The sequence below is a fragment of the Enterobacter sp. 725m/11 genome (assembly GCF_011683705.1).
Classification (GTDB): domain Bacteria; phylum Pseudomonadota; class Gammaproteobacteria; order Enterobacterales; family Enterobacteriaceae; genus Enterobacter; species Enterobacter bugandensis.
In genome coordinates, this window is the sequence record NZ_JAAQOK010000005.1 from 102,871 (window position 1) to 120,260 (window position 17,390).

The following is a 17,390-nucleotide window of genomic DNA, read 5'->3' on the forward strand; positions in this document are numbered from 1 at the left end:
GTCGGAAACCGTACCCGGAGTAACGTAAAATGAACCGTGAAGCGATCTGCCTTCAGCTTACCTCGCAGATTAAAAGGCTGATAGATAAAGAAAATAATGTTGGCGACCTGCTGCCGGACATTCGCCTGCTCTACGGCACGCAGCCCGGGACGCGCACGCCGGTGATGTACCAGCCGGGCATCGTTTTTCTCTTTTCAGGTCATAAGATTGGCTATATCAACGAGCGGGTGTTCCGCTACGACACCAATGAATATCTGCTCCTGACGGTACCTTTACCCTTCGAATGTGAAACCTTCGCGACGGAGGCGGTCCCGCTGGCGGGTATTCGCGTCAACGTCGATATTCTTCAGCTGCAGGAGCTGCTGATGGAGATTGGCGAAGACGAGCTTTTCCAGCCGTCGATGGCCTCCAGCGGGATTAACTCGGCGACGCTGTCGGAAGAGATCCTCTGCGCCATTGAGCGCCTGCTGGACGTCATGGAAAGGCCGCTGGACGCGCGTATTCTCGGCAAGCAGATTATCCGCGAAATTCTTTATCACGTGCTGCTGGGGCCGGGCGGCGGGGCGTTACTCGCGCTGGTGAGCCGACAGACCCACTTCAGCCTGATCAGCCGCGTGCTCAAGCGTATTGAAAGCCAGTACACGGAGAACCTCAGCGTTGACCAGCTGGCGGCGGAAGCGAACATGAGCGTTTCGGCCTTTCACCACAACTTTAAGTCGGTGACCAGCACCTCGCCGCTGCAGTACCTCAAAACCTACCGTTTGCATAAGGCACGGATGTTGATGATCCACGACGGCATGAAGGCCAGCGCGGCGGCCATGCGCGTCGGCTATGAAAGTGCGTCGCAGTTCAGTCGGGAGTTTAAGCGCTATTTCGGCGTCACGCCGGGAGAGGATGCGTCACGTATAAGAACGATGCAGGGCGCCTGAGGGGAAACGTAGGCCGGGAAAGCAGTAGCTCCACCCGGCTTTTGTTTATGCACTGCAATACTTTTTCTTAATCACCACTGCAATGGTACCCACCAGCCCAGCAACTAGCAGGAATATCGGCAGGATCATCAGGAAGGTCATCACCTGATCTTCATGGTGCTTCACAAAGGGGATCATGTTCAGCGCGTAGCCGAGGGTGGTGACCACGCCAACCCACAGCAGGGCGCTCAGCCAGTTGAAGAACTGGAAGCGGCGGTTAGACAGCCCGGAAATACCCGCCATGGTGGGCAGAAGGGTGCGCACAAACGCCAGGAAACGCCCGGCGAGCAGCGCCAGCAGGCCGTGGCGGTCAAACATGCAGGTCGCACGCTGATGGTATTTATGCGGTAACTGCGCCAGCCAGCCCTTCACCACGCGCGTGTTCCCCAGCCAGCGGCCCTGCAGATAGCTCAGCCAGCAGCCCAGGCTCGCGGCGGAGGTAAGGATAACCATCGTTGGCGTAAAGTCCATGACGCCTTTGCCGATCAACGCCCCGGCAAGCAAAAGCAAACTGTCACCGGGTAAAAACGAGGCTGGCAGTAATCCATTTTCCAGAAACAGCGTCGCGAACATCACGAAATAGACGACGCCTACAACGTGGGGATCCGCCAGGGCGGCAAAATCATGTTGCCAGAGCGCCGCGATAATATCTTGAATAACAGCCATGGACTTTCCTGTGGAACAGCAGAGATAACGCTATTGTACTCCCAATTTCACCTGTCGGGATTGATCGCAGGCGCAACTCATGCAGACTTTTCTGCATGCAGTGTTCACAAAAGCGTCCGGGGAGTACATTTTCAGCCCGCACTCTACACGATACGTTCAAAGCCTGCAGATAAATCCGCAATTAAATCGTCCACATTTTCTAAACCGATATGCAATCTAATGAGGGTGCCGCTGAAGTCCACTTCTCCGCCGGGGCGCAGGGCCGCGATCTGCTCCGGCTGATTCGGCAGGATCAGAGATTCAAAACCGCCCCAGGAGTAGGCCATGCTGAAGAGGGTAAAATTATCCAGATAGCTTGCCAGTTCGTCATTACTCAGCCGTTTTTTAAGCACAAACGAGAACAGCCCGCTGCTGCCCGTAAAGTCACGTTGCCAGAACTCATGGCCTTTACTACCCGGCAGCGCCGGATGGTTCACGCGCTCAACCTGCGGATGCTGCGCCAGCCATTCAGCGATTTTCAGGCTACTTTCATGATGCTGACGCAGACGCACGCCGAGCGTACGAACGCCCCGGCTGGTCATGTATGCCGTGTCTGCATCCACCATCTGGCCCATCAGGTAGGCATTTTCCCGCAGCTGGTCCCAGCAGCGCGCGTTGGAAACCGCGGTGCCAATCATCCCGTCAGAGTGTCCAATCAGGTATTTCGTTGCCGCCTGAATCGAGATATCAATATCGAATTCCAGCGCCTTAAACAGTACACCTGCCGCCCAGGTGTTGTCGATCATGATAATCGCCTCTGGCGCTTTGCTGCGCACGGCCTTCACGATAGCCGGAACGTCGTGCACTTCCATGGTGATGGAGCCAGGAGATTCCAGGAACACAATGCGCGTGTTTGGCTGGATAAGTTCAGCAATGCCTTCACCAATCAGCGGGTCAAACCAGCTGGTGGTCACGCCGAGCTTGCTGAGAATTTTGGTGCAGAAATCCTGGCTGGGTTCATAGGCGGTGTTGGTCATCAGGATATGGTCGCCCTGTTCCACAAACGCCAGAATGGTGTTGGCGACCGCCGCCGCACCGCACGGGAACAACGCGCAGCCCGCGCCCCCCTCCAGCTCGCACATCGCTTCCTGCAGCGAAAAATGGGTTAGCGTGCCGCGGCGACCGTAGAACAGCCCACCTTTCGCGCGGTTACGCGTGGCGATTTTTTTCTCCTCAACGGTATCAAACACCAGCGAGGAGGCGCGTTGAATCACGCTGTTGACCGATCCCTGAGTGTATTTCTTGCTGCGTCCCGCCTGCACCAGCGTGGTATCAAGATGCTTCTTCGTCATGTTCGCTAACCCTGTTTTTATACGTCTGGACGTCCAGACTACCATGATTGTAAAAAACTGCACCCGCATGCTTATCGAATAAGCAGAAAATATTAGCAAAAAAGCGCATAAGAAATTTTTACTGCGTAAGCGCAAGGAAACTGAGCGAAAATTACGGCACCATGTAAATACTAATGAGAACGACTATCAATTCGACGGCTTTTTGATATTATTACGTTCAGATTTTGTGATTTGCGTCCTGGAGATACAGAGTGGGTAATAATTTGATGCAGACGGATCTCTCCGTTTGGGGCATGTATCATCATGCTGACATCGTGGTTAAGATTGTGATGATCGGCCTGATTCTGGCGTCCGTTGTCACCTGGGCTATCTTCTTCAGCAAAAGCGCCGAGCTGCTTTCGCAGAAGCGTCGCCTCAAGCGGGAACAGCAGCAGCTGGCAGAAGCCCGCTCTCTGGATCAGGCTTCTGAGATGACCTCATCCTTCCACCCGAAAAGCCTGACCACTCTGTTAGTGAATGAAGCTCAGAACGAGCTGGAACTCTCCGCCGGCAGTGAAGATAACGAAGGTATTAAAGAGCGTACCGGTTTCCGTCTGGAGCGTCGCGTTGCGGCCGTTGGCCGACACATGGGACGCGGCAATGGGTATCTGGCGACCATCGGCGCGATTTCACCGTTCATCGGTCTTTTCGGTACGGTCTGGGGCATCATGAACAGCTTTATCGGCATTGCCCAGACCCAAACCACCAACCTGGCGGTAGTTGCCCCGGGTATCGCGGAAGCGCTGCTGGCGACGGCAATCGGTCTGGTCGCGGCAATTCCGGCGGTGGTTATCTACAACATTTTCGCGCGTATGATCGGCAACTACAAAGCCACGCTCGGCGACGTTGCCGCTCAGGTTCTGCTGCTGCAAAGCCGCGATCTCGACCTGAATGCCAGCGCCGTGAAGCCGGTGCATGCGGCGTCTAAACTGCGCGTAGGTTGATTGTATGGCAATGCGTCTAAACGAAAATCTGGACGATAACGGCGAAATGCACGAAATCAACGTGACGCCGTTTATCGACGTCATGCTGGTGCTGCTGATTATCTTCATGGTGGCAGCACCCCTGGCGACGGTCGACGTGAAGGTGAATCTGCCTGCCTCCTCCAGCCAGCCGCAGCCGCGTCCGGAAAAGCCAATTTATTTGTCGGTGAAAGCGGATAAATCCATGTTCCTGGGGAACGACCCTGTAACGGATACCTCCGTTATTCCGGCGCTGGACCAGCTGACCGGCGGCAAGAAGGACACCACCGTCTTCTTCCGGGCGGACAAAACCGTCGACTACGAAACCATGATGAAGGTAATGGACACGCTGCATCAGGCGGGGTACCTGAAGATTGGTCTGGTCGGCGAAGAAAAAGCGGCCGCGAAGTGATAAGGAAGCTGGCGAAAGCCAGCTTTTTTCATTGTGTGTGAGGGAGCACGGTCAATCTAACGAGTAATAGCGTATATGGTTTCCTCTCAACGTGTTCCGGTCGCGTTGAGGTTGATAACGGGCATGATAGCCACATTACCGGCGTAAAAGAGATCTGAATTAGTAAACGAATAAATACGTCCGGTAATGGTTGCGTTGACGTGCGAACCGTACCCAGTGATTCTGGCGCTGCCGGTATCAGCAACCATAAACGGTGTCCTCTTTTTCAGATGGTTAAGCGGGTTTACCTGATGCTTAGCGTCAAGATAATAGCGGTACACGTCTGAAACCGTCGCTCCTCCGCCCTTGTACTTAGTGATGTATAAATACATATCAGATGTAATTTGTTGTTCTGAATAAAGTTCATCATCTGGCGGCTGGCTGGCGTAATACTGAAATACCACAAAAACGAGTAGTGCGACAGTCAGCGCGCGATGCAACCATTTAATAACCGTGCTGCCTGGCATAATCAATTCCTTGTTTAATCCAAAACTGGTCGTGCGGGTCATCCCCATAAGGTAGTTCACCGTACCATGCTCCCCACTGTGGGTTTGATGTTCCAGCCCTGCTTTGCGCGAAACCTGCGCCCATATAAAGCATTTTTTCTGGTATACCCGCTGCAAACCCGGTAGCACCATAATTAAAATTACCAAAATTAGCCAGGTCACGGCGCTGTTGTTTGTAATCCCACGGACCATGATTTCTGACCTGTTGATAAAACCAGTAATAGGTTTGCGGTAGCGCCATATTACGTCCCACGCTATGCGTGCTGGCTTCGCGCATGTTGTCTAAAACAATGCTCGTTCCTCTGGTCGGCATGAGAGGCAGTACAGCCATAATTGCATCCTTGCAGTTTGATTTTTGGGGATATTTACCCATGATCAATCCTTGAACATTGATACACATCATTTAAGTCGGTGATTTTTTCTGCGCGCAATCGTATTACAACAAGCGCGCAGGAGTTGTGATTTTCTGCGAACAGGAAGAAGAAAAGAGTATTTAGCTTTTAGTTTCGGGGGGGCGGGTTGCCAGCGCGTCTTCATCAAGCGCGACGTGGGTGACGTTTGAGGTGTGATAATCCCCCTCAGACAGTTTACAGGTCAGGCGCAGCGTCGCGGTCTCTCTCGCCAGCAGATACTGATAATTTGCCTCCAGACGTCCCAGAAGCTTCTCTTTCAGCTCCGGGCGCTGCTCAATGATGGCATTCATCACGGCACCGTAGATCTCTTCTTTCACCTGTAACGGGTATATTTCGCGGCGGTTCTGCCATTTCAGGCGCACGAGCGTGGCCGGGATCGATACCAGATCCTGGGTAATACGTGTCATTTCTTCATTTTTACTCTTTTTTAATGCTTCGAGATTTTGCTTTAAGATAAATTCATCACTTTTTTTATCATCTAAAGTCAAATAAACGTTATTGTCTTTAACTTCTTTCACGTTAATCTTCCCCCAGGGTATAAAAAATAGGGTTGTTTTTTTCTCGCGTAATTAGATTAAGCCAAATTTCATTGCCGGCCTCATTTATTTCCTTCGTTTTTTCAGCCATTATTTGACTTAGTTTCTGGGCATCTATTTCGCCTTCTGCCTGCAGGTCATTCAGCAGGTGGACGAAGGCTTCAATTTTTATAGCGCGAAATAAGCGGTCTTTTATATGGCGATCGTGCTCTTCCAGCAGCATATTACGGGATTTGCCAGTGTGAGAAACGCCAATTAATATATCAGGCTCGAAATCAGAGAGCTTTCTTTTCCCCTGAGTGAAACTGGCCTTTTTTTCTTCTTCCGTCGGTTGCTGTTCCACAGGCATAATGTGGTACTTAGCCGGGACGAGATAGTCGGGCAGCATTTTTAATTTCCTTTAATTTCAACAGGGTGGGGTTGGTAAAGGCGTGAGATTCGTTGACAATATCATGAGGCAATTTTAAAATCAAAAAAAATGGAGCCAACCCATGAACAGCATCTTTTTTACGGTCATCACATTACTATTACTGACCGCTGGTGTGCTTTTATTGATGCAGGAGTTCAATAAAACGAAAGTGTCGAAAGACACCAGTGAACCGCCACAACCTGAACTGATGACAAAAGAGGAAGGAGAAGATCATTTCTCTGTTTTGATGAACTCCGTTACGCCTGTCTGGTACTGGCGGGTGAATCATGAATATATCGACTTCTTACACGCGACAATTAAGCGCATGAAAATGTCGGAAATTAATGACACGCCCGGTCTGTTTGAGGCGCAGCGTCGCTGTAGCGATCTGAATTCAGCGGTTTATAAATATTACGACAACATCAAAAAGCGCTGTCTTAACGGTGAGAAGGTCTCGTATTCAGACCTGGATGTATTAAACCTTCGCCAGTGTTTTCGCGAGTTTAGCCTGGAAGCCTACCCGGAGCTGGTGGTGCTGGTCTGGCCGGAGTATGCGCGTCCTGAGGTTAACCCGGACGACGTCTGAGTGGCGTACTGGTTAGTTCTTGCAAACAGTCAGCGCCGTTGAGATATACTGAGCGCTGGTTTCGTTTGCAGACAGGATTTTATGGAACGCTTCTTTGAAAACGCAATGTATGCCTCTCGCTGGCTGCTCGCCCCCGTCTATTTCGGTCTTTCCCTGGCGCTGGTCGCCCTGACGATCAAGTTCTTCCAGGAGATTTTCCACGTATTGCCTAACATTTTCTCCGTGGCGGAAGCTGATTTAATTCTGGTTCTGCTGTCGCTGGTGGATATGACGCTGGTGGGCGGCTTACTGGTGATGGTGATGTTTTCCGGTTATGAGAACTTCGTCTCTCAGCTTGATATCGCCGAGCATAAAGAAAAGCTCAGCTGGCTGGGGAAAATGGACGCCTCGTCGCTGAAGAATAAAGTTGCGGCATCTATAGTGGCAATCTCCTCTATCCACCTGTTGCGCGTGTTTATGGACGCGAAAAACGTCCCGGATAATAAGCTGATGTGGTATGTGATTATCCACCTGACGTTTGTGCTGTCGGCGTTTGTGATGGGGTATCTGGATAAGATCAGTAAGAAATAAGGTACACATTTCTCCCCTCACCCTAACCCTCTGCCGGGGAGAGGGTTAGGGTGAGGGGAGAAAGCAACGAACCACACTATTTATCCGACGACGCCTGCCACAAATTCAGTTCCCCGTCCGCCACGTGCTGGTCAATCCGCGTCAGTTCATCTTCCGTAAAGCGCAGATTACCCAGCGCCTGAACGTTCTCCTCCAGCTGTTCCGGGCGGCTCGCGCCAATCAGCACTGACGTCACGCGAGCATCTTTCAGCAGCCAGCTCAGCGCCATCTGCGCCATTGTCTGCCCGCGCGCCTGCGCCATCTCATTAAGCAGACGAAGACTGTTCAGGTTAGCTTCCGTCAGCATTTTCTGCGTCAGGCCGCGCACTTTGTTCCCCTCGCGCTGCATACGAGAACCTTCCGGAATACCGTTCAGGTATTTTCCGGTCAGCAGACCCTGCGCCAGCGGGGTAAAGGCAATACACCCCGTGCCGTTTGCTTCCAGCGTATCCAGCAAGCCGGTCTTATCGACCCAGCGGTTAAGCAGGTTATAGGACGGCTGGTGGATCAGCAGCGGGATCTTCCACTCGTGCAGCAGCGCGGCCATTTTTTGTGTGCGCTCGGTAGAGTAGGAGGAAATGCCCACGTACAGCGCTTTCCCACTCTGAACAGCATGAGCCAGCGCGGAGGCCGTCTCTTCCATTGGCGTATTTTCATCCACGCGGTGGGAATAGAAAATATCCACGTATTCGATGCCCATACGTTTCAGGCTCTGGTCGAGACTGGCGAGCAGATACTTGCGTGAGCCGCCTGAACCGTACGGGCCTGGCCACATGTCGTAACCGGCTTTAGTGGAGATAATCAGCTCGTCGCGATACCGGGCAAAGTCCTCACGCAGCAGGCGGCCAAAGTTCTCTTCCGCGCTTCCCGCAGGCGGTCCGTAGTTGTTGGCAAGATCGAAATGGGTAATACCGAGGTCGAAGGCTTTACGCAGCAGCGCGCGCTGGGAATCAAGGGGCTGAACGTGGCCGAAGCTATGCCACAGGCCCAGCGACAGCGCGGGCAGGCGCAGGCCGCTCTTGCCACAGTAGCGGTACTGCATATTCTCGTAGCGGGTAGCGTCAGGGTACCAGGACATGATGTCTCCTTTTCTTATAGATGATTTTTTGAAACGTCGTTTTCATTCTGAACTTATCACATGATGTCGTGCGAAGATAAGGGTTAACGGTGGCTGTGCGACCTGTGAAGCCACGCTAACTAAAAATAATCACAAAAGGTTATAATTTCCCTGCACCCTGCCGATAACGAGAGTAGCACTCGCCTCTGGGCGAATTCACCCTCACGGCAAGGAAGACTTATGAATATGCTCCGTAATTTCACGATCCGTTTCGTCATGCTGACGATCCTCGGGATTTTTTGTTTAATGTGGGCGGGCGTCGGGCTGTACAGCACCTGGTCCCTGTCACGGGTATCAGACGGCAATGAAGTCGATCGCCAGCTGGTCAAACAGATGATGGTGCTCAGCCAGGGCAACGATCAGTATTTCCGCTTTGTGACCCGTCTGAGCCGCGCCATGGAGGTCAAAGCCGCTGGCGGCACGCCGGATTTGTCCTCTGCCCAACAGGCGCTGGACAACATGGGTAAGAAACTGGCCGAAATGAAGGCGATCTCGCCTGGCCCAATGGATGAGCAGGTCTCTGCACAGGTGATCGGTGCCTGGCAGGCGCTGCTTGAACAGGGCGTGACGCCGCAAATGGAGCAGGCGAAGCAGGCGACCCTGGACGGCTACCGCCAGCAGGCCAACAACGTTACGCCGCCGCTGAGCCGTGCGTTCGGTGCCGCTGCCGAGAAGTTCAATAATGCCGCCGCGAAGACGCTCGACAGCACCCGCATGGTGGTCGACGGCCTGACCAGCATGACCCGCACGGTTATTATCGTCGCCACCATTATCGGCCTGCTGATCCTGCTCTTTACCGACCGCTACCTGGTGGCGATGCTGGTCAAACCGCTAGAGCGCATTCGCCAGCAGTTTCGCCAGATTGCCCAGGGCGATCTCAGCCAGCCCATTGCGCCTTTCGGCCGCAACTGCGTGGGACAGCTGGTGCCGCTGCTGAGCGCCATGCAGGACAGCCTGCGTGAAGCGGTCAGCACCATTCGCTCCGGCAGTGAGAATATCTGGCGCGGCGCGACGGAGATCTCCAGCGGCAACAACGATCTCTCTTCCCGTACCGAAGAGCAGGCTGCCGCGCTGGAAGAGACGGCGGCCAGCATGGAACAGCTGACCGCTACCGTGAAGCTGAACGCCGAAAGCGCGCGTCAGGCCAGCCAGCTTGCCGATGTGGCCTCAACCACCGCCAGCCGCGGCGGCTCGCTGGTGGAAGAGGTGGTCACCACCATGAGCGGTATTTCGGAAAGCTCGAAGAAAATTGCTGAAATCACCAACGTCATCAACAGCATTGCCTTCCAGACCAATATTCTGGCGCTCAATGCGGCCGTAGAAGCGGCGCGCGCGGGCGAGCAGGGGCGTGGATTCGCCGTAGTGGCGGGTGAAGTCCGCAACCTGGCAAGCCGAAGCGCCAATGCGGCAAAAGAAATTGAGGGTCTGATTACCGATTCCGTGACCCGCGTCGAGCAGGGTGCGCAGCTGGTGAGCGACACCGGCACCACCATGGATGCGATTTTGCGCGACGTGACGGAGGTGACGACCATTATGAAGCAAATCGCGTCGGCTTCTGAGGAGCAAAGTAAGGGCATTTCGCAGGTCGGGATTGCCATTACGCAGATGGACGGCGTCACCCAGCAGAACGCCTCGCTGGTCGAAGAGGTTTCCGCAGCAGCCGCGGCGCTGGAACGCCAGACCGAAGAGCTTCAACGCTCGGTGCAGAAGTTCCGCCTGACGGCATAACACAACAGGCCGCCTGATGCGGCCTTACTTCTTTCGTTTCCCGATGCTGTTAGTGCGTCGCTTCACCAATCAGCGCGCCCGTGCCGGCACCCACGGCCGCGCCTTTCAGCACGCTATTGCCCGTCACCGCAGCCGCGCCCGCGCCAACGACGGCACCCACGGCACCGCCCTTACGTGCGTCTTTGCCTTTTTCGCCGTTTTTGAACATTGCACCCGTGCCTGCGCCAACCACGGCACCGCCCACAGTTGATTTCAGATCTTTGCCCGTGGCTGCGCCAATAGCAGCACCTGCTACCGCGCCGGCGGCGGTTTTGTCGATGGCCATTCCCGAGGTGGAAAAAATGAGGGCGCTGATAACCAGCGTTGTTTTAATAAGTTTCATAACAGATCCTTTGTGACTGCTGTCAGTTGATACGGCGTTTCTCATTCTGAGGTGAGAAAAACGTCCAGATAGTGCCAGCAATAGCCACTCAACCTTTAGGCTAATCATGCCCTGGGCAAGGATCGCGGCTGCCGGGCGGGGAGCCGCCCGGCGAAACGTTACGCCTGACGCTTGTCTTCCGTATTGGTATCGAAGTCGCTCGCCGCGTGGCGTTCGTGGAGCTGCTCGTTCAGCTCGCCGCTGGTGCGGTTAACGATGCGACCGCGCTTAACCGCATGGCGGTTCGCCACGTCCTTCGCCCAGCGCTGGACGTTGGTATACTTCTCCGCGTCCAGGAACTCGGCGGCGTTATAGACGCTGCCCAGCGCCACGCAGCCGAACCAAGGCCAAATCGCCATATCCGCGATGGTGTACTCCTCACCCGCCACGTAGCGACCGCGCGCCAGCTGTTTATCCAGCACGTCGAACAGGCGCTTAGCTTCCATGGTGAAGCGGTCAATCGCGTACTCGATTTTTACCGGCGCATAGTTGTAGAAGTGGCCAAAGCCGCCGCCGAGGAACGGTGCCGCACCCTGGAGCCAGAACAGCCAGTTCAGCGTCTCGGTGCGTCCCGCCGGATCTTTCGGCAGGAAGTGGCCGAATTTCTCTGCCAGGTAAAGCAGGATATTGCCGGATTCAAAGACGCGCGTTGGCGGGTTTGTAGAGTGGTCACGCAGCGCCGGGATTTTCGAGTTCGGGTTCACGTCGACAAACCCGCTGGAGAACTGGTCGCCCTCGCCGATGCGGATCAACCACGCATCGTATTCCGCGCCCGTCACGCCCAGCGCCAGCAGCTCTTCGAGCATGATCGTCACCTTCTGGCCGTTCGGTGTGCCCAGCGAGTAGAGCTGCAGCGGGTGAGAGCCTACGGGCAAATCCTTCTCATGCGTTGCGCCGGAAATTGGACGGTTGATGTTGGCGAACGCGCCGCCGCCGTTCTTTTTCCATTCCCATACTTTTGGTGGCTGATATGTGTTGTCTGACATGTTGGCCTGCCTTTTGAGTGATGTGTTGAGGCAGTGTAGCAGGAGATTTGTGAAGCGTTTAACGAACTGAGCGCAATCAATTAACCGCTATTCCTTCTGCTGCTTATATATATCAAATCCGGCATAAGCTTAATCGAAAATCGCATTTTCATAATTAATGCGTAAACCGCTAAAGCTGAATATGATGCTTCAACATAAATAAAAGATGCAGTAATAAACACTTTATAAGGCAAGGAGTTAGTGAGATGCGCAAGCTTCTGTTATCGGCAGTGGTCGTTTCGCTCGCGTTAGGCCTGGCGGGCTGTGATGATGCGAAAAATAAAGAGACAAATTCGGCCGCGGCGGCAAAAAGCGACGCGCCAAAAGAGGGCGGTTCGCTCATTATCGGGATTACCTCCGGCGACCCGTTAGCCGTTAATCCGCTCTACGCCAGCGACCGCACAACGTTAACCATCATGCAGGCGCTTTATGCCCCGCTGTACAGCTTTAATAACGGCAACATTGAGTGGGGCCTGGCGGAAAGCTTGACGCCCTCTGCCGACAACCTGAGCTACACTCTGACGTTAAAACCGAACCTGAAATGGCAGGACGGCCAGCCGCTGACGGCGGACGACGTGGTCTTCACCTTCAATAAGCTGCTGGATGCCAAACAGCACAGCTTCTTCCGCAGCATGTTTACCTACGGCGGCAAGCCTGTTGAAGTGAGCAAGGTTGATGAGCGCACCGTTAAGTTCACCTTACCGCAGGTCAGCGCGGCCTTTACCGGCACCCTGGTGCAGATCTACCCGATCCCGCAGCACGTGTTCGCCGGTGAAGGCGACCTGGAAAAGAGCACCAAAAACGATGCGCCGGTCGGTTCCGGGCCGTTCAAATTTAAAGAGTATCGCGCCGGTCAGTATTACGCCCTTACGCGCTTCGACGATTACTGGAACGGCAAACCGAAGCTCGATTCCGTCACCTACCGTTTCGCCAAAGACAGCAACGCCGCCAACCTGGCGCTGCAAAACGGTGAAATCAACCTCAAGATGGTTGACCCGCAGGATGTGAACCGCCTGAAAAATACCGGGAAATTTGACTTCGTGGTCTATCCGGAAGGCCGTCTGGCCTATATGACGTTCAACCAGAACGTGGCGGTGATGAAGAGCAAAGCGCTGCGTCAGGCCATCGCGTACGCCATCAACAAAGACGAGCTAACCCAGACCGCGTTTACCTCGCTGGACTACGCTAAACCGGCAACCTCGTTCCTGACGCCAGATACGCTTTACAAGACGGATGACGTTGAACAGTACAAATTCGATCTGCAAAAAGCCAAAGACCTGCTGAAGACGTCCGGCGCGCCGGATAATCTCAAGCTACGCCTGGCGTATGTGAACACCAACAAAACCCAGGAGAGCATGGCGCTCTACATTCAGCAGGCGCTGAAGGGCATTGGGGTGAACGTGGAGCTGATGCCGCTGGACTCCAACGCCATGTCTCAGCGCAGTCTTGATATGAACAACACCGCGTGGGAACTGAACCTGGGCGGCTACATTATGGGAGCAGAGCCGGACGGTTACAAATCGCTATTCATGAGCAACGAAGCCTATAACTACGCGCACTACAAAAATCCGCAGTTTGATGCCCTGTGGGATAAAGGTGCCGTGGAAACCGACGCCGCGAAACGTGCCGATATCTACAAGCAAATTCAGCAGACCGTGGCGAACGAGATGACCTACTACCCGATCGCCTACACCAATGCGACCGTCGCCGTGGATAAACGCTTCGGCGGCACGAAGGAAGCGGAGCCGAAGCCGGTTTATCTGTTCCAGGATCTGTCAAAAATTTATCAAAAATAGGCTGTTGCCCCGGTCGTAAGATCGGGGCCTTTTAAGGGCACGTCGTGAACACACTCCTCACGCGTCGGCTGCTGCAGCTGCTGCCGATGCTTTTCTTTATTTCGCTGGTGGCGTTTTTGCTGGTCAAGCTCGCGCCCGGCGACCCCGTGGCCGCGTACATCACGCCGCGTATGGCGCCGGAAGATATTGAGCGAATTCGCCAGAGCCTGGGGCTGGATAAGCCGCTGGTCACGCAGTACGTCCTGTGGCTGAAAAGCGTCCTGCAGGGCGATCTCGGCTATTCGTTGATTTACCACCGCCCGGTGCTGGAGATGATCGGCGAACGCATTCCGGCCACGCTGGGGCTGATGGGGGCGTCGCTGCTGATGGCTATCGTGCTGGCGATCCCGCTGGGGCTGCTGGCGGGGGCATTTAAGCACCGCTGGCTGGATCACCTGCTAAACCTTTTTGCCTATATCGGCATCTCGGTACCGATTTTCTGGTTCGGCATTTTGCTCATCACCGTTTTTGCCGTGCAGCTTAACTGGTTCCCCAGCATGGGGATGCGCACCATCGGCATGGAGGATAACGGGCTGGATCTGCTGCGCCACGGCGTGCTGCCGTGTATTGCGCTCACGTTCTATAACCTCTCCAGCTACGTGCGCTACATCCGCTCTAACACCATCTCGCAGCTCTCCGCCGACTACGTACAGACCCAGCTTGCCTACGGCGCCACGCGTTTCAGTATTCTGTTCCGCCACGTGCTGAAAAACGTCTTGCTGCCGGTGATTACCCTGTTCGGCCTGTCGTTCGGTGAGCTGATTGTAGGAGCTTATGTGACCGAGAGCGTCTTCTCCTGGCCGGGGATGGGGCTGCTCGGGATCCAGTCGATCGCCTCGCTGGACTACCCGCTGATTATGGCGATCATCATGCTCTCGTCGATAATGCTGATCGTCGGTAACCTGATCGCCGACGTGCTTTATCGCTTCGCCGATCCCCGCATTCGTACGCTGAGGTAACCGGATGAGCAGACGCTGGCAGCAGGTTCGTCACCAGCTGCGCCGCAACCGTCCGGCGCAGTTCTCCCTGTTTGTGCTTTTTATTTTCGTTGTCGCAGCGCTCTGTGCGGGGTTAAGTCCGTACGATCCAGATCGGATGGCGCTCGGCGCGCGCACGTTGCCGCCGGATGCCGCGCACTGGTTCGGCACCGACGAATACGGGCGCGACTACTTTACCCGCGCGCTGTATGGCGGCCAGATCTCCCTGATGGTTGGTTTTCTTGCCATGCTCTTTTCCACGCTTATCGGCACGGTGGTAGGAACGGTGAGCGGCTATTTTGGCGGCTGGCTGGATAACCTGATGATGCGCGCCGTGGATATCCTGATGGCCATTCCGGCCTTCTTCCTGCTGCTGGTGGTGAATGCTTACCTCAAGCCGGGCGTGGATAACATCATTCTGATTATCAGCCTGCTGACGTGGATGAACATGTCGCGTCTGGTGCGTGCTGAAACCCTATCGGTGAAAGAGCGCGAGTACGTGCTTTATGCCCGCGCGTCGGGAGCGCATCCGCTGCGTATTATCGTGCGCCACATCATTCCCGGCGTGCTGCCGACCATTATCGTGGCGGCCACGCTGAATATCGCCTCGGCCATTCTGATGGAGTCAACGCTCAGCTTCTTAGGGCTGGGCGTGCAGGCACCGGCGGCATCATGGGGAAGCATGCTTAACAACGCCCAGTCTTATATTGGCGAAGCGTCGTGGCTGGCGATGTTCCCCGGCATTCTGATCCTGCTGACGGTGTTCAGCTTTAACGTGCTGGGCGATGTGTTCCGTACCGCCTTTGAGCCGGGAGCAAATCGCGATGAGTAACTTATTAGCGCTTGAGAACCTGCAAACCACGTTCCGCACCCGCGAGGGCGAGGTTCACGCGGTGCGCGGCGTGAGCTTTCAGGTTCAGCCGGGGGAACTCGTCGGTATCGTCGGCGAGTCGGGCTGCGGGAAAAGCGTCACCTGTAAGTCGATTATCCAGCTTCTGGGGAGCAACGGACGGATAACCGGCGGCAGCATTCGCTTCCAGAATGAGGACCTGGCGCAGAAAACGCCCGCGCAGATGCGTGCCATTCGCGGCAACGAGATCGCGATGATTTTTCAGGATCCGATGACCGCCCTGAACCCGGTGCTCACTATCGGCAAGCAGATGTCTGAGATCCTGGTGCGAAATAAAAAACTGTCGAAAAAAGCGGCCAAAGCGGCAGCAATAGCCATGCTGGATCAGGTGGGCATTGCTGAAGCGGAACGCCGATACGACCAGTATCCCCACGAGTTCAGCGGCGGGATGCGCCAGCGGGTGATGATCGCTATTGCGCTCTCCTGCAATCCGAAGCTTCTTATTGCCGATGAGCCGACCACCGCGCTGGACGTGACCATTCAGGCGCAGATCCTGCGCCTGCTGAAAAGCCTGCAACAGCAGACCCAAACCGCGATTCTGCTGATCACCCACGATCTCGGCGTGGTGGCGCAGGTCTGCAGCCGCGTGGTGGTGATGTACGGCGGCCTGGTGATGGAGGAGGGGAGCGTGGAGGACATTTTTTATCGCCCTGCGCATCCTTACACCCAGGGTCTGCTGGCCTCGCTGCCGCGCCCGGATGAGGTGAATCAACGTTTATCGCCCATTGAAGGTTCGCCGCCTGGCCTGCTTAACCCGCCGCCGGGCTGTCCATTTGCGGAACGCTGCCCGAAGCGCATGCCCCAGTGTGAACGGCAACCCGCATTTTACACCGCCGGAGAGGGCCATCGCGCCGCCTGCTGGCTATGGGCCGAGGAGATTCAGGCATGAGTGAACAACAGGCGCCATTAGTGAGCGTGCGCGATCTGCGCAAGCACTATCCGCTCAACGGCGGTTTGCTGCGTAAAGGCGTGGCCGTGAAGGCGGTTGATGGCGTGAGCTTTGATATCCAGCCCGGCGAGACGTTTGGCCTGGTGGGGGAGTCCGGCTGCGGAAAATCCACCCTCGGGCGCGCCATACTGCGCCTTTTCGATATTACCTCTGGCGAGATCCACTTTGCCGGACAGGCAATCGCCCACGCCCGCGAAAGAGAGCTCAAGCCGCTGCGTAAGCGGATGCAGGCAATTTTTCAGGATCCTTACTCCTCGCTCAACCCCGGTATGACGGTGCGACAGCTGGTGGCCGAACCGATGCAGATCCACGGCTACAGCCGCGAAGAACAGCGAGAACGTACGGAAACGCTGCTCTACAAAGTGGGGCTGAAGCACGAACACCTTGAACGGTTCCCGCATGAGTTCAGCGGCGGGCAGCGTCAGCGCATCAGTATTGCCCGCGCGTTGTCCGTGCATCCTGAATTTGTGCTGTGTGATGAGCCGCTCTCGGCGCTGGACGTATCGGTGCAGGCGCAGGTGGTGAATATTTTGCAGGACCTGCAGCAGGAGTTGGGGCTAACCTATCTGTTTATCGCCCACGATCTCTCGATGGTGCGCCATATCTCCAGCCGCATTGGGGTGATGTATCTCGGCAAACTGGTAGAGGTGGCCCCGGCGAATGAACTGTATCAGCGCCCGGCACACCCTTACACCCGCGCGCTGCTGGCGGCGGTTCCCCAGCCCGATCCGCGCATCCGCAATCTCGAAGACGCCACCCTGCGCGGCGACATTCCAGGCCCCACGTCCGCGCTGCCGGGCTGTAAGTTCTGCAGCCGCTGCCCGCACGCCATGCCGGTTTGCCAGACGCAGGAGCCTGCGATGCAGGAGATTGCGCCAGGGCATTTCGCGGCATGCTGGCTGTTTTAAATGTTATTCACGCGTCGCGCAGGTGTATGATAAACGCTCCTCTG

Annotated in this window: 20 protein-coding genes; 11 read left to right on the plus strand and 9 right to left on the minus strand. The window is 55.4% G+C overall.

Annotated features, from left to right (window positions below; translation table 11 throughout):
• Nucleotides 1-29: 29 nt before the first annotated feature.
• Nucleotides 30-929 carry an AraC family transcriptional regulator gene (locus HBA26_RS03680; RefSeq protein WP_047367392.1) on the plus strand — a complete coding sequence of 300 codons (900 nt, stop codon included), beginning with the start codon at nt 30-32 and terminating at the stop codon, nt 927-929.
• Nucleotides 930-974: 45 nt separating this feature from the next.
• On the opposite strand, the gene yghB is transcribed toward HBA26_RS03680, so the two are convergent.
• Both yghB and metC read right to left on the minus strand, forming a co-directional pair.
• Nucleotides 975-1,634 (minus strand): DedA family general envelope maintenance protein YghB, encoded by a 660-nt coding sequence (yghB, locus tag HBA26_RS03685; RefSeq protein ID WP_028014419.1) that lies wholly within the window; start codon nt 1,632-1,634, stop codon nt 975-977.
• A 143-nt stretch (nt 1,635-1,777) separates the two neighbouring features.
• The gene (gene metC, locus HBA26_RS03690; protein ID WP_126344899.1) at nt 1,778-2,965 is read right to left on the minus strand and encodes a cystathionine beta-lyase; all 1,188 of its coding nucleotides are present in this window, start codon (nt 2,963-2,965) and stop codon (nt 1,778-1,780) included.
• 251 nt (nt 2,966-3,216) lie between these two features.
• Here metC and exbB point away from each other — a divergent pair, with 251 nt between their 5' ends.
• Nucleotides 3,217-3,948 (plus strand): tol-pal system-associated acyl-CoA thioesterase, encoded by a 732-nt coding sequence (exbB, locus tag HBA26_RS03695; protein WP_028014417.1) that lies wholly within the window; start codon nt 3,217-3,219, stop codon nt 3,946-3,948.
• Between the two features lie 4 nt (nt 3,949-3,952).
• Nucleotides 3,953-4,378 (plus strand): TonB system transport protein ExbD, encoded by a 426-nt coding sequence (exbD, locus tag HBA26_RS03700; protein ID WP_100170866.1) that lies wholly within the window; start codon nt 3,953-3,955, stop codon nt 4,376-4,378.
• Between the two features lie 86 nt (nt 4,379-4,464).
• Here exbD and HBA26_RS03705 read toward each other — a convergent pair whose 3' ends face one another.
• The 4 genes from HBA26_RS03705 to HBA26_RS03720 all read right to left on the minus strand — a co-directional run bounded on the left by HBA26_RS03705 (nt 4,465) and on the right by HBA26_RS03720 (nt 6,260).
• Nucleotides 4,465-4,884 carry a hypothetical protein gene (locus HBA26_RS03705; protein ID WP_028014415.1) on the minus strand — a complete coding sequence of 140 codons (420 nt, stop codon included), beginning with the start codon at nt 4,882-4,884 and terminating at the stop codon, nt 4,465-4,467.
• Complete coding sequence (locus tag HBA26_RS03710) at nt 4,862-5,296, minus strand: polymorphic toxin type 44 domain-containing protein (RefSeq protein ID WP_224066002.1); 435 nt, start codon at nt 5,294-5,296, stop codon at nt 4,862-4,864. The genes HBA26_RS03705 and HBA26_RS03710 overlap by 23 nt, the downstream gene beginning before the upstream one ends.
• A 120-nt stretch (nt 5,297-5,416) precedes the next feature.
• The gene (locus HBA26_RS03715) at nt 5,417-5,854 is read right to left on the minus strand and encodes a cytoplasmic protein (protein ID WP_126344900.1); all 438 of its coding nucleotides are present in this window, start codon (nt 5,852-5,854) and stop codon (nt 5,417-5,419) included.
• Between the two features lies 1 nt (nt 5,855).
• Nucleotides 5,856-6,260 carry a hypothetical protein gene (locus HBA26_RS03720; protein ID WP_126344901.1) on the minus strand — a complete coding sequence of 135 codons (405 nt, stop codon included), beginning with the start codon at nt 6,258-6,260 and terminating at the stop codon, nt 5,856-5,858.
• A 103-nt stretch (nt 6,261-6,363) separates the two neighbouring features.
• Here HBA26_RS03720 and HBA26_RS03725 point away from each other — a divergent pair, with 103 nt between their 5' ends.
• The gene (locus HBA26_RS03725) at nt 6,364-6,867 is read left to right on the plus strand and encodes a hypothetical protein (RefSeq protein ID WP_041908140.1); all 504 of its coding nucleotides are present in this window, start codon (nt 6,364-6,366) and stop codon (nt 6,865-6,867) included.
• 81 nt (nt 6,868-6,948) lie between these two features.
• A complete protein-coding gene (locus HBA26_RS03730; protein WP_003862473.1) occupies nt 6,949-7,437 on the plus strand; it encodes a TIGR00645 family protein in 489 nt (162 codons plus the stop codon).
• Nucleotides 7,438-7,513: 76 nt separating this feature from the next.
• Here the strand turns inward: HBA26_RS03730 and HBA26_RS03735 are convergent, their stop codons facing one another.
• Nucleotides 7,514-8,554 carry an aldo/keto reductase gene (locus HBA26_RS03735; protein WP_047367399.1) on the minus strand — a complete coding sequence of 347 codons (1,041 nt, stop codon included), beginning with the start codon at nt 8,552-8,554 and terminating at the stop codon, nt 7,514-7,516.
• A gap of 219 nt (nt 8,555-8,773) precedes the next feature.
• On the opposite strand from HBA26_RS03735, the gene HBA26_RS03740 reads away from it, so the two are divergent.
• Nucleotides 8,774-10,321, plus strand: coding sequence for a methyl-accepting chemotaxis protein (locus HBA26_RS03740; RefSeq protein ID WP_045260793.1), 1,548 nt, complete (start codon nt 8,774-8,776; stop codon nt 10,319-10,321).
• A gap of 49 nt (nt 10,322-10,370) precedes the next feature.
• Here the strand turns inward: HBA26_RS03740 and HBA26_RS03745 are convergent, their stop codons facing one another.
• Nucleotides 10,371-10,703: a glycine zipper domain-containing protein gene (locus HBA26_RS03745; RefSeq protein ID WP_041908148.1), complete on the minus strand. Its 333-nt coding sequence runs from the start codon at nt 10,701-10,703 to the stop codon at nt 10,371-10,373.
• A gap of 158 nt (nt 10,704-10,861) precedes the next feature.
• Nucleotides 10,862-11,728, minus strand: a complete 867-nt coding sequence (yghU, locus tag HBA26_RS03750) for a glutathione-dependent disulfide-bond oxidoreductase (protein WP_028014407.1) — start codon at nt 11,726-11,728, stop codon at nt 10,862-10,864.
• A gap of 245 nt (nt 11,729-11,973) precedes the next feature.
• Here yghU and HBA26_RS03755 point away from each other — a divergent pair, with 245 nt between their 5' ends.
• From HBA26_RS03755 to HBA26_RS03775, 5 genes are read left to right on the plus strand one after another with little or no spacing between them, the layout of a single operon-like run.
• Nucleotides 11,974-13,563: an ABC transporter substrate-binding protein gene (locus HBA26_RS03755; protein WP_045260792.1), complete on the plus strand. Its 1,590-nt coding sequence runs from the start codon at nt 11,974-11,976 to the stop codon at nt 13,561-13,563.
• Between the two features lie 44 nt (nt 13,564-13,607).
• Nucleotides 13,608-14,561: an ABC transporter permease gene (locus HBA26_RS03760; RefSeq protein ID WP_126344902.1), complete on the plus strand. Its 954-nt coding sequence runs from the start codon at nt 13,608-13,610 to the stop codon at nt 14,559-14,561.
• Between the two features lie 4 nt (nt 14,562-14,565).
• Nucleotides 14,566-15,411: an ABC transporter permease gene (locus tag HBA26_RS03765; RefSeq protein ID WP_028014404.1), complete on the plus strand. Its 846-nt coding sequence runs from the start codon at nt 14,566-14,568 to the stop codon at nt 15,409-15,411.
• Nucleotides 15,404-16,378: an ABC transporter ATP-binding protein gene (locus tag HBA26_RS03770; RefSeq protein WP_126344903.1), complete on the plus strand. Its 975-nt coding sequence runs from the start codon at nt 15,404-15,406 to the stop codon at nt 16,376-16,378. Before HBA26_RS03765 ends, HBA26_RS03770 begins: the two co-directional genes overlap by 8 nt.
• Nucleotides 16,375-17,346 carry an ABC transporter ATP-binding protein gene (locus tag HBA26_RS03775; RefSeq protein ID WP_041908156.1) on the plus strand — a complete coding sequence of 324 codons (972 nt, stop codon included), beginning with the start codon at nt 16,375-16,377 and terminating at the stop codon, nt 17,344-17,346. The genes HBA26_RS03770 and HBA26_RS03775 overlap by 4 nt, the downstream gene beginning before the upstream one ends.
• Nucleotides 17,347-17,390 lie beyond the last annotated feature (44 nt).

Coding starts and splice junctions, on each gene's coding strand:
- yghB (WP_028014419.1), bottom strand. CDS start 1,634: ATGGCTGTTATTCAAGATATTATCGCGGCGCTCTGGCAACATGATTTT.
- metC (WP_126344899.1), bottom strand. CDS start 2,965: ATGACGAAGAAGCATCTTGATACCACGCTGGTGCAGGCGGGACGCAGC.
- HBA26_RS03745 (WP_041908148.1), bottom strand. CDS start 10,703: ATGAAACTTATTAAAACAACGCTGGTTATCAGCGCCCTCATTTTTTCC.
- yghU (WP_028014407.1), bottom strand. CDS start 11,728: ATGTCAGACAACACATATCAGCCACCAAAAGTATGGGAATGGAAAAAG.
- HBA26_RS03755 (WP_045260792.1), top strand. CDS start 11,974: ATGCGCAAGCTTCTGTTATCGGCAGTGGTCGTTTCGCTCGCGTTAGGC.
- HBA26_RS03720 (WP_126344901.1), bottom strand. CDS start 6,260: ATGCTGCCCGACTATCTCGTCCCGGCTAAGTACCACATTATGCCTGTG.
- HBA26_RS03725 (WP_041908140.1), top strand. CDS start 6,364: ATGAACAGCATCTTTTTTACGGTCATCACATTACTATTACTGACCGCT.
- HBA26_RS03710 (WP_224066002.1), bottom strand. CDS start 5,296: ATGGGTAAATATCCCCAAAAATCAAACTGCAAGGATGCAATTATGGCT.
- HBA26_RS03730 (WP_003862473.1), top strand. CDS start 6,949: ATGGAACGCTTCTTTGAAAACGCAATGTATGCCTCTCGCTGGCTGCTC.
- HBA26_RS03735 (WP_047367399.1), bottom strand. CDS start 8,554: ATGTCCTGGTACCCTGACGCTACCCGCTACGAGAATATGCAGTACCGC.
- HBA26_RS03775 (WP_041908156.1), top strand. CDS start 16,375: ATGAGTGAACAACAGGCGCCATTAGTGAGCGTGCGCGATCTGCGCAAG.
- HBA26_RS03705 (WP_028014415.1), bottom strand. CDS start 4,884: ATGCCAGGCAGCACGGTTATTAAATGGTTGCATCGCGCGCTGACTGTC.
- HBA26_RS03770 (WP_126344903.1), top strand. CDS start 15,404: ATGAGTAACTTATTAGCGCTTGAGAACCTGCAAACCACGTTCCGCACC.
- exbD (WP_100170866.1), top strand. CDS start 3,953: ATGGCAATGCGTCTAAACGAAAATCTGGACGATAACGGCGAAATGCAC.
- HBA26_RS03740 (WP_045260793.1), top strand. CDS start 8,774: ATGAATATGCTCCGTAATTTCACGATCCGTTTCGTCATGCTGACGATC.
- HBA26_RS03680 (WP_047367392.1), top strand. CDS start 30: ATGAACCGTGAAGCGATCTGCCTTCAGCTTACCTCGCAGATTAAAAGG.
- HBA26_RS03765 (WP_028014404.1), top strand. CDS start 14,566: ATGAGCAGACGCTGGCAGCAGGTTCGTCACCAGCTGCGCCGCAACCGT.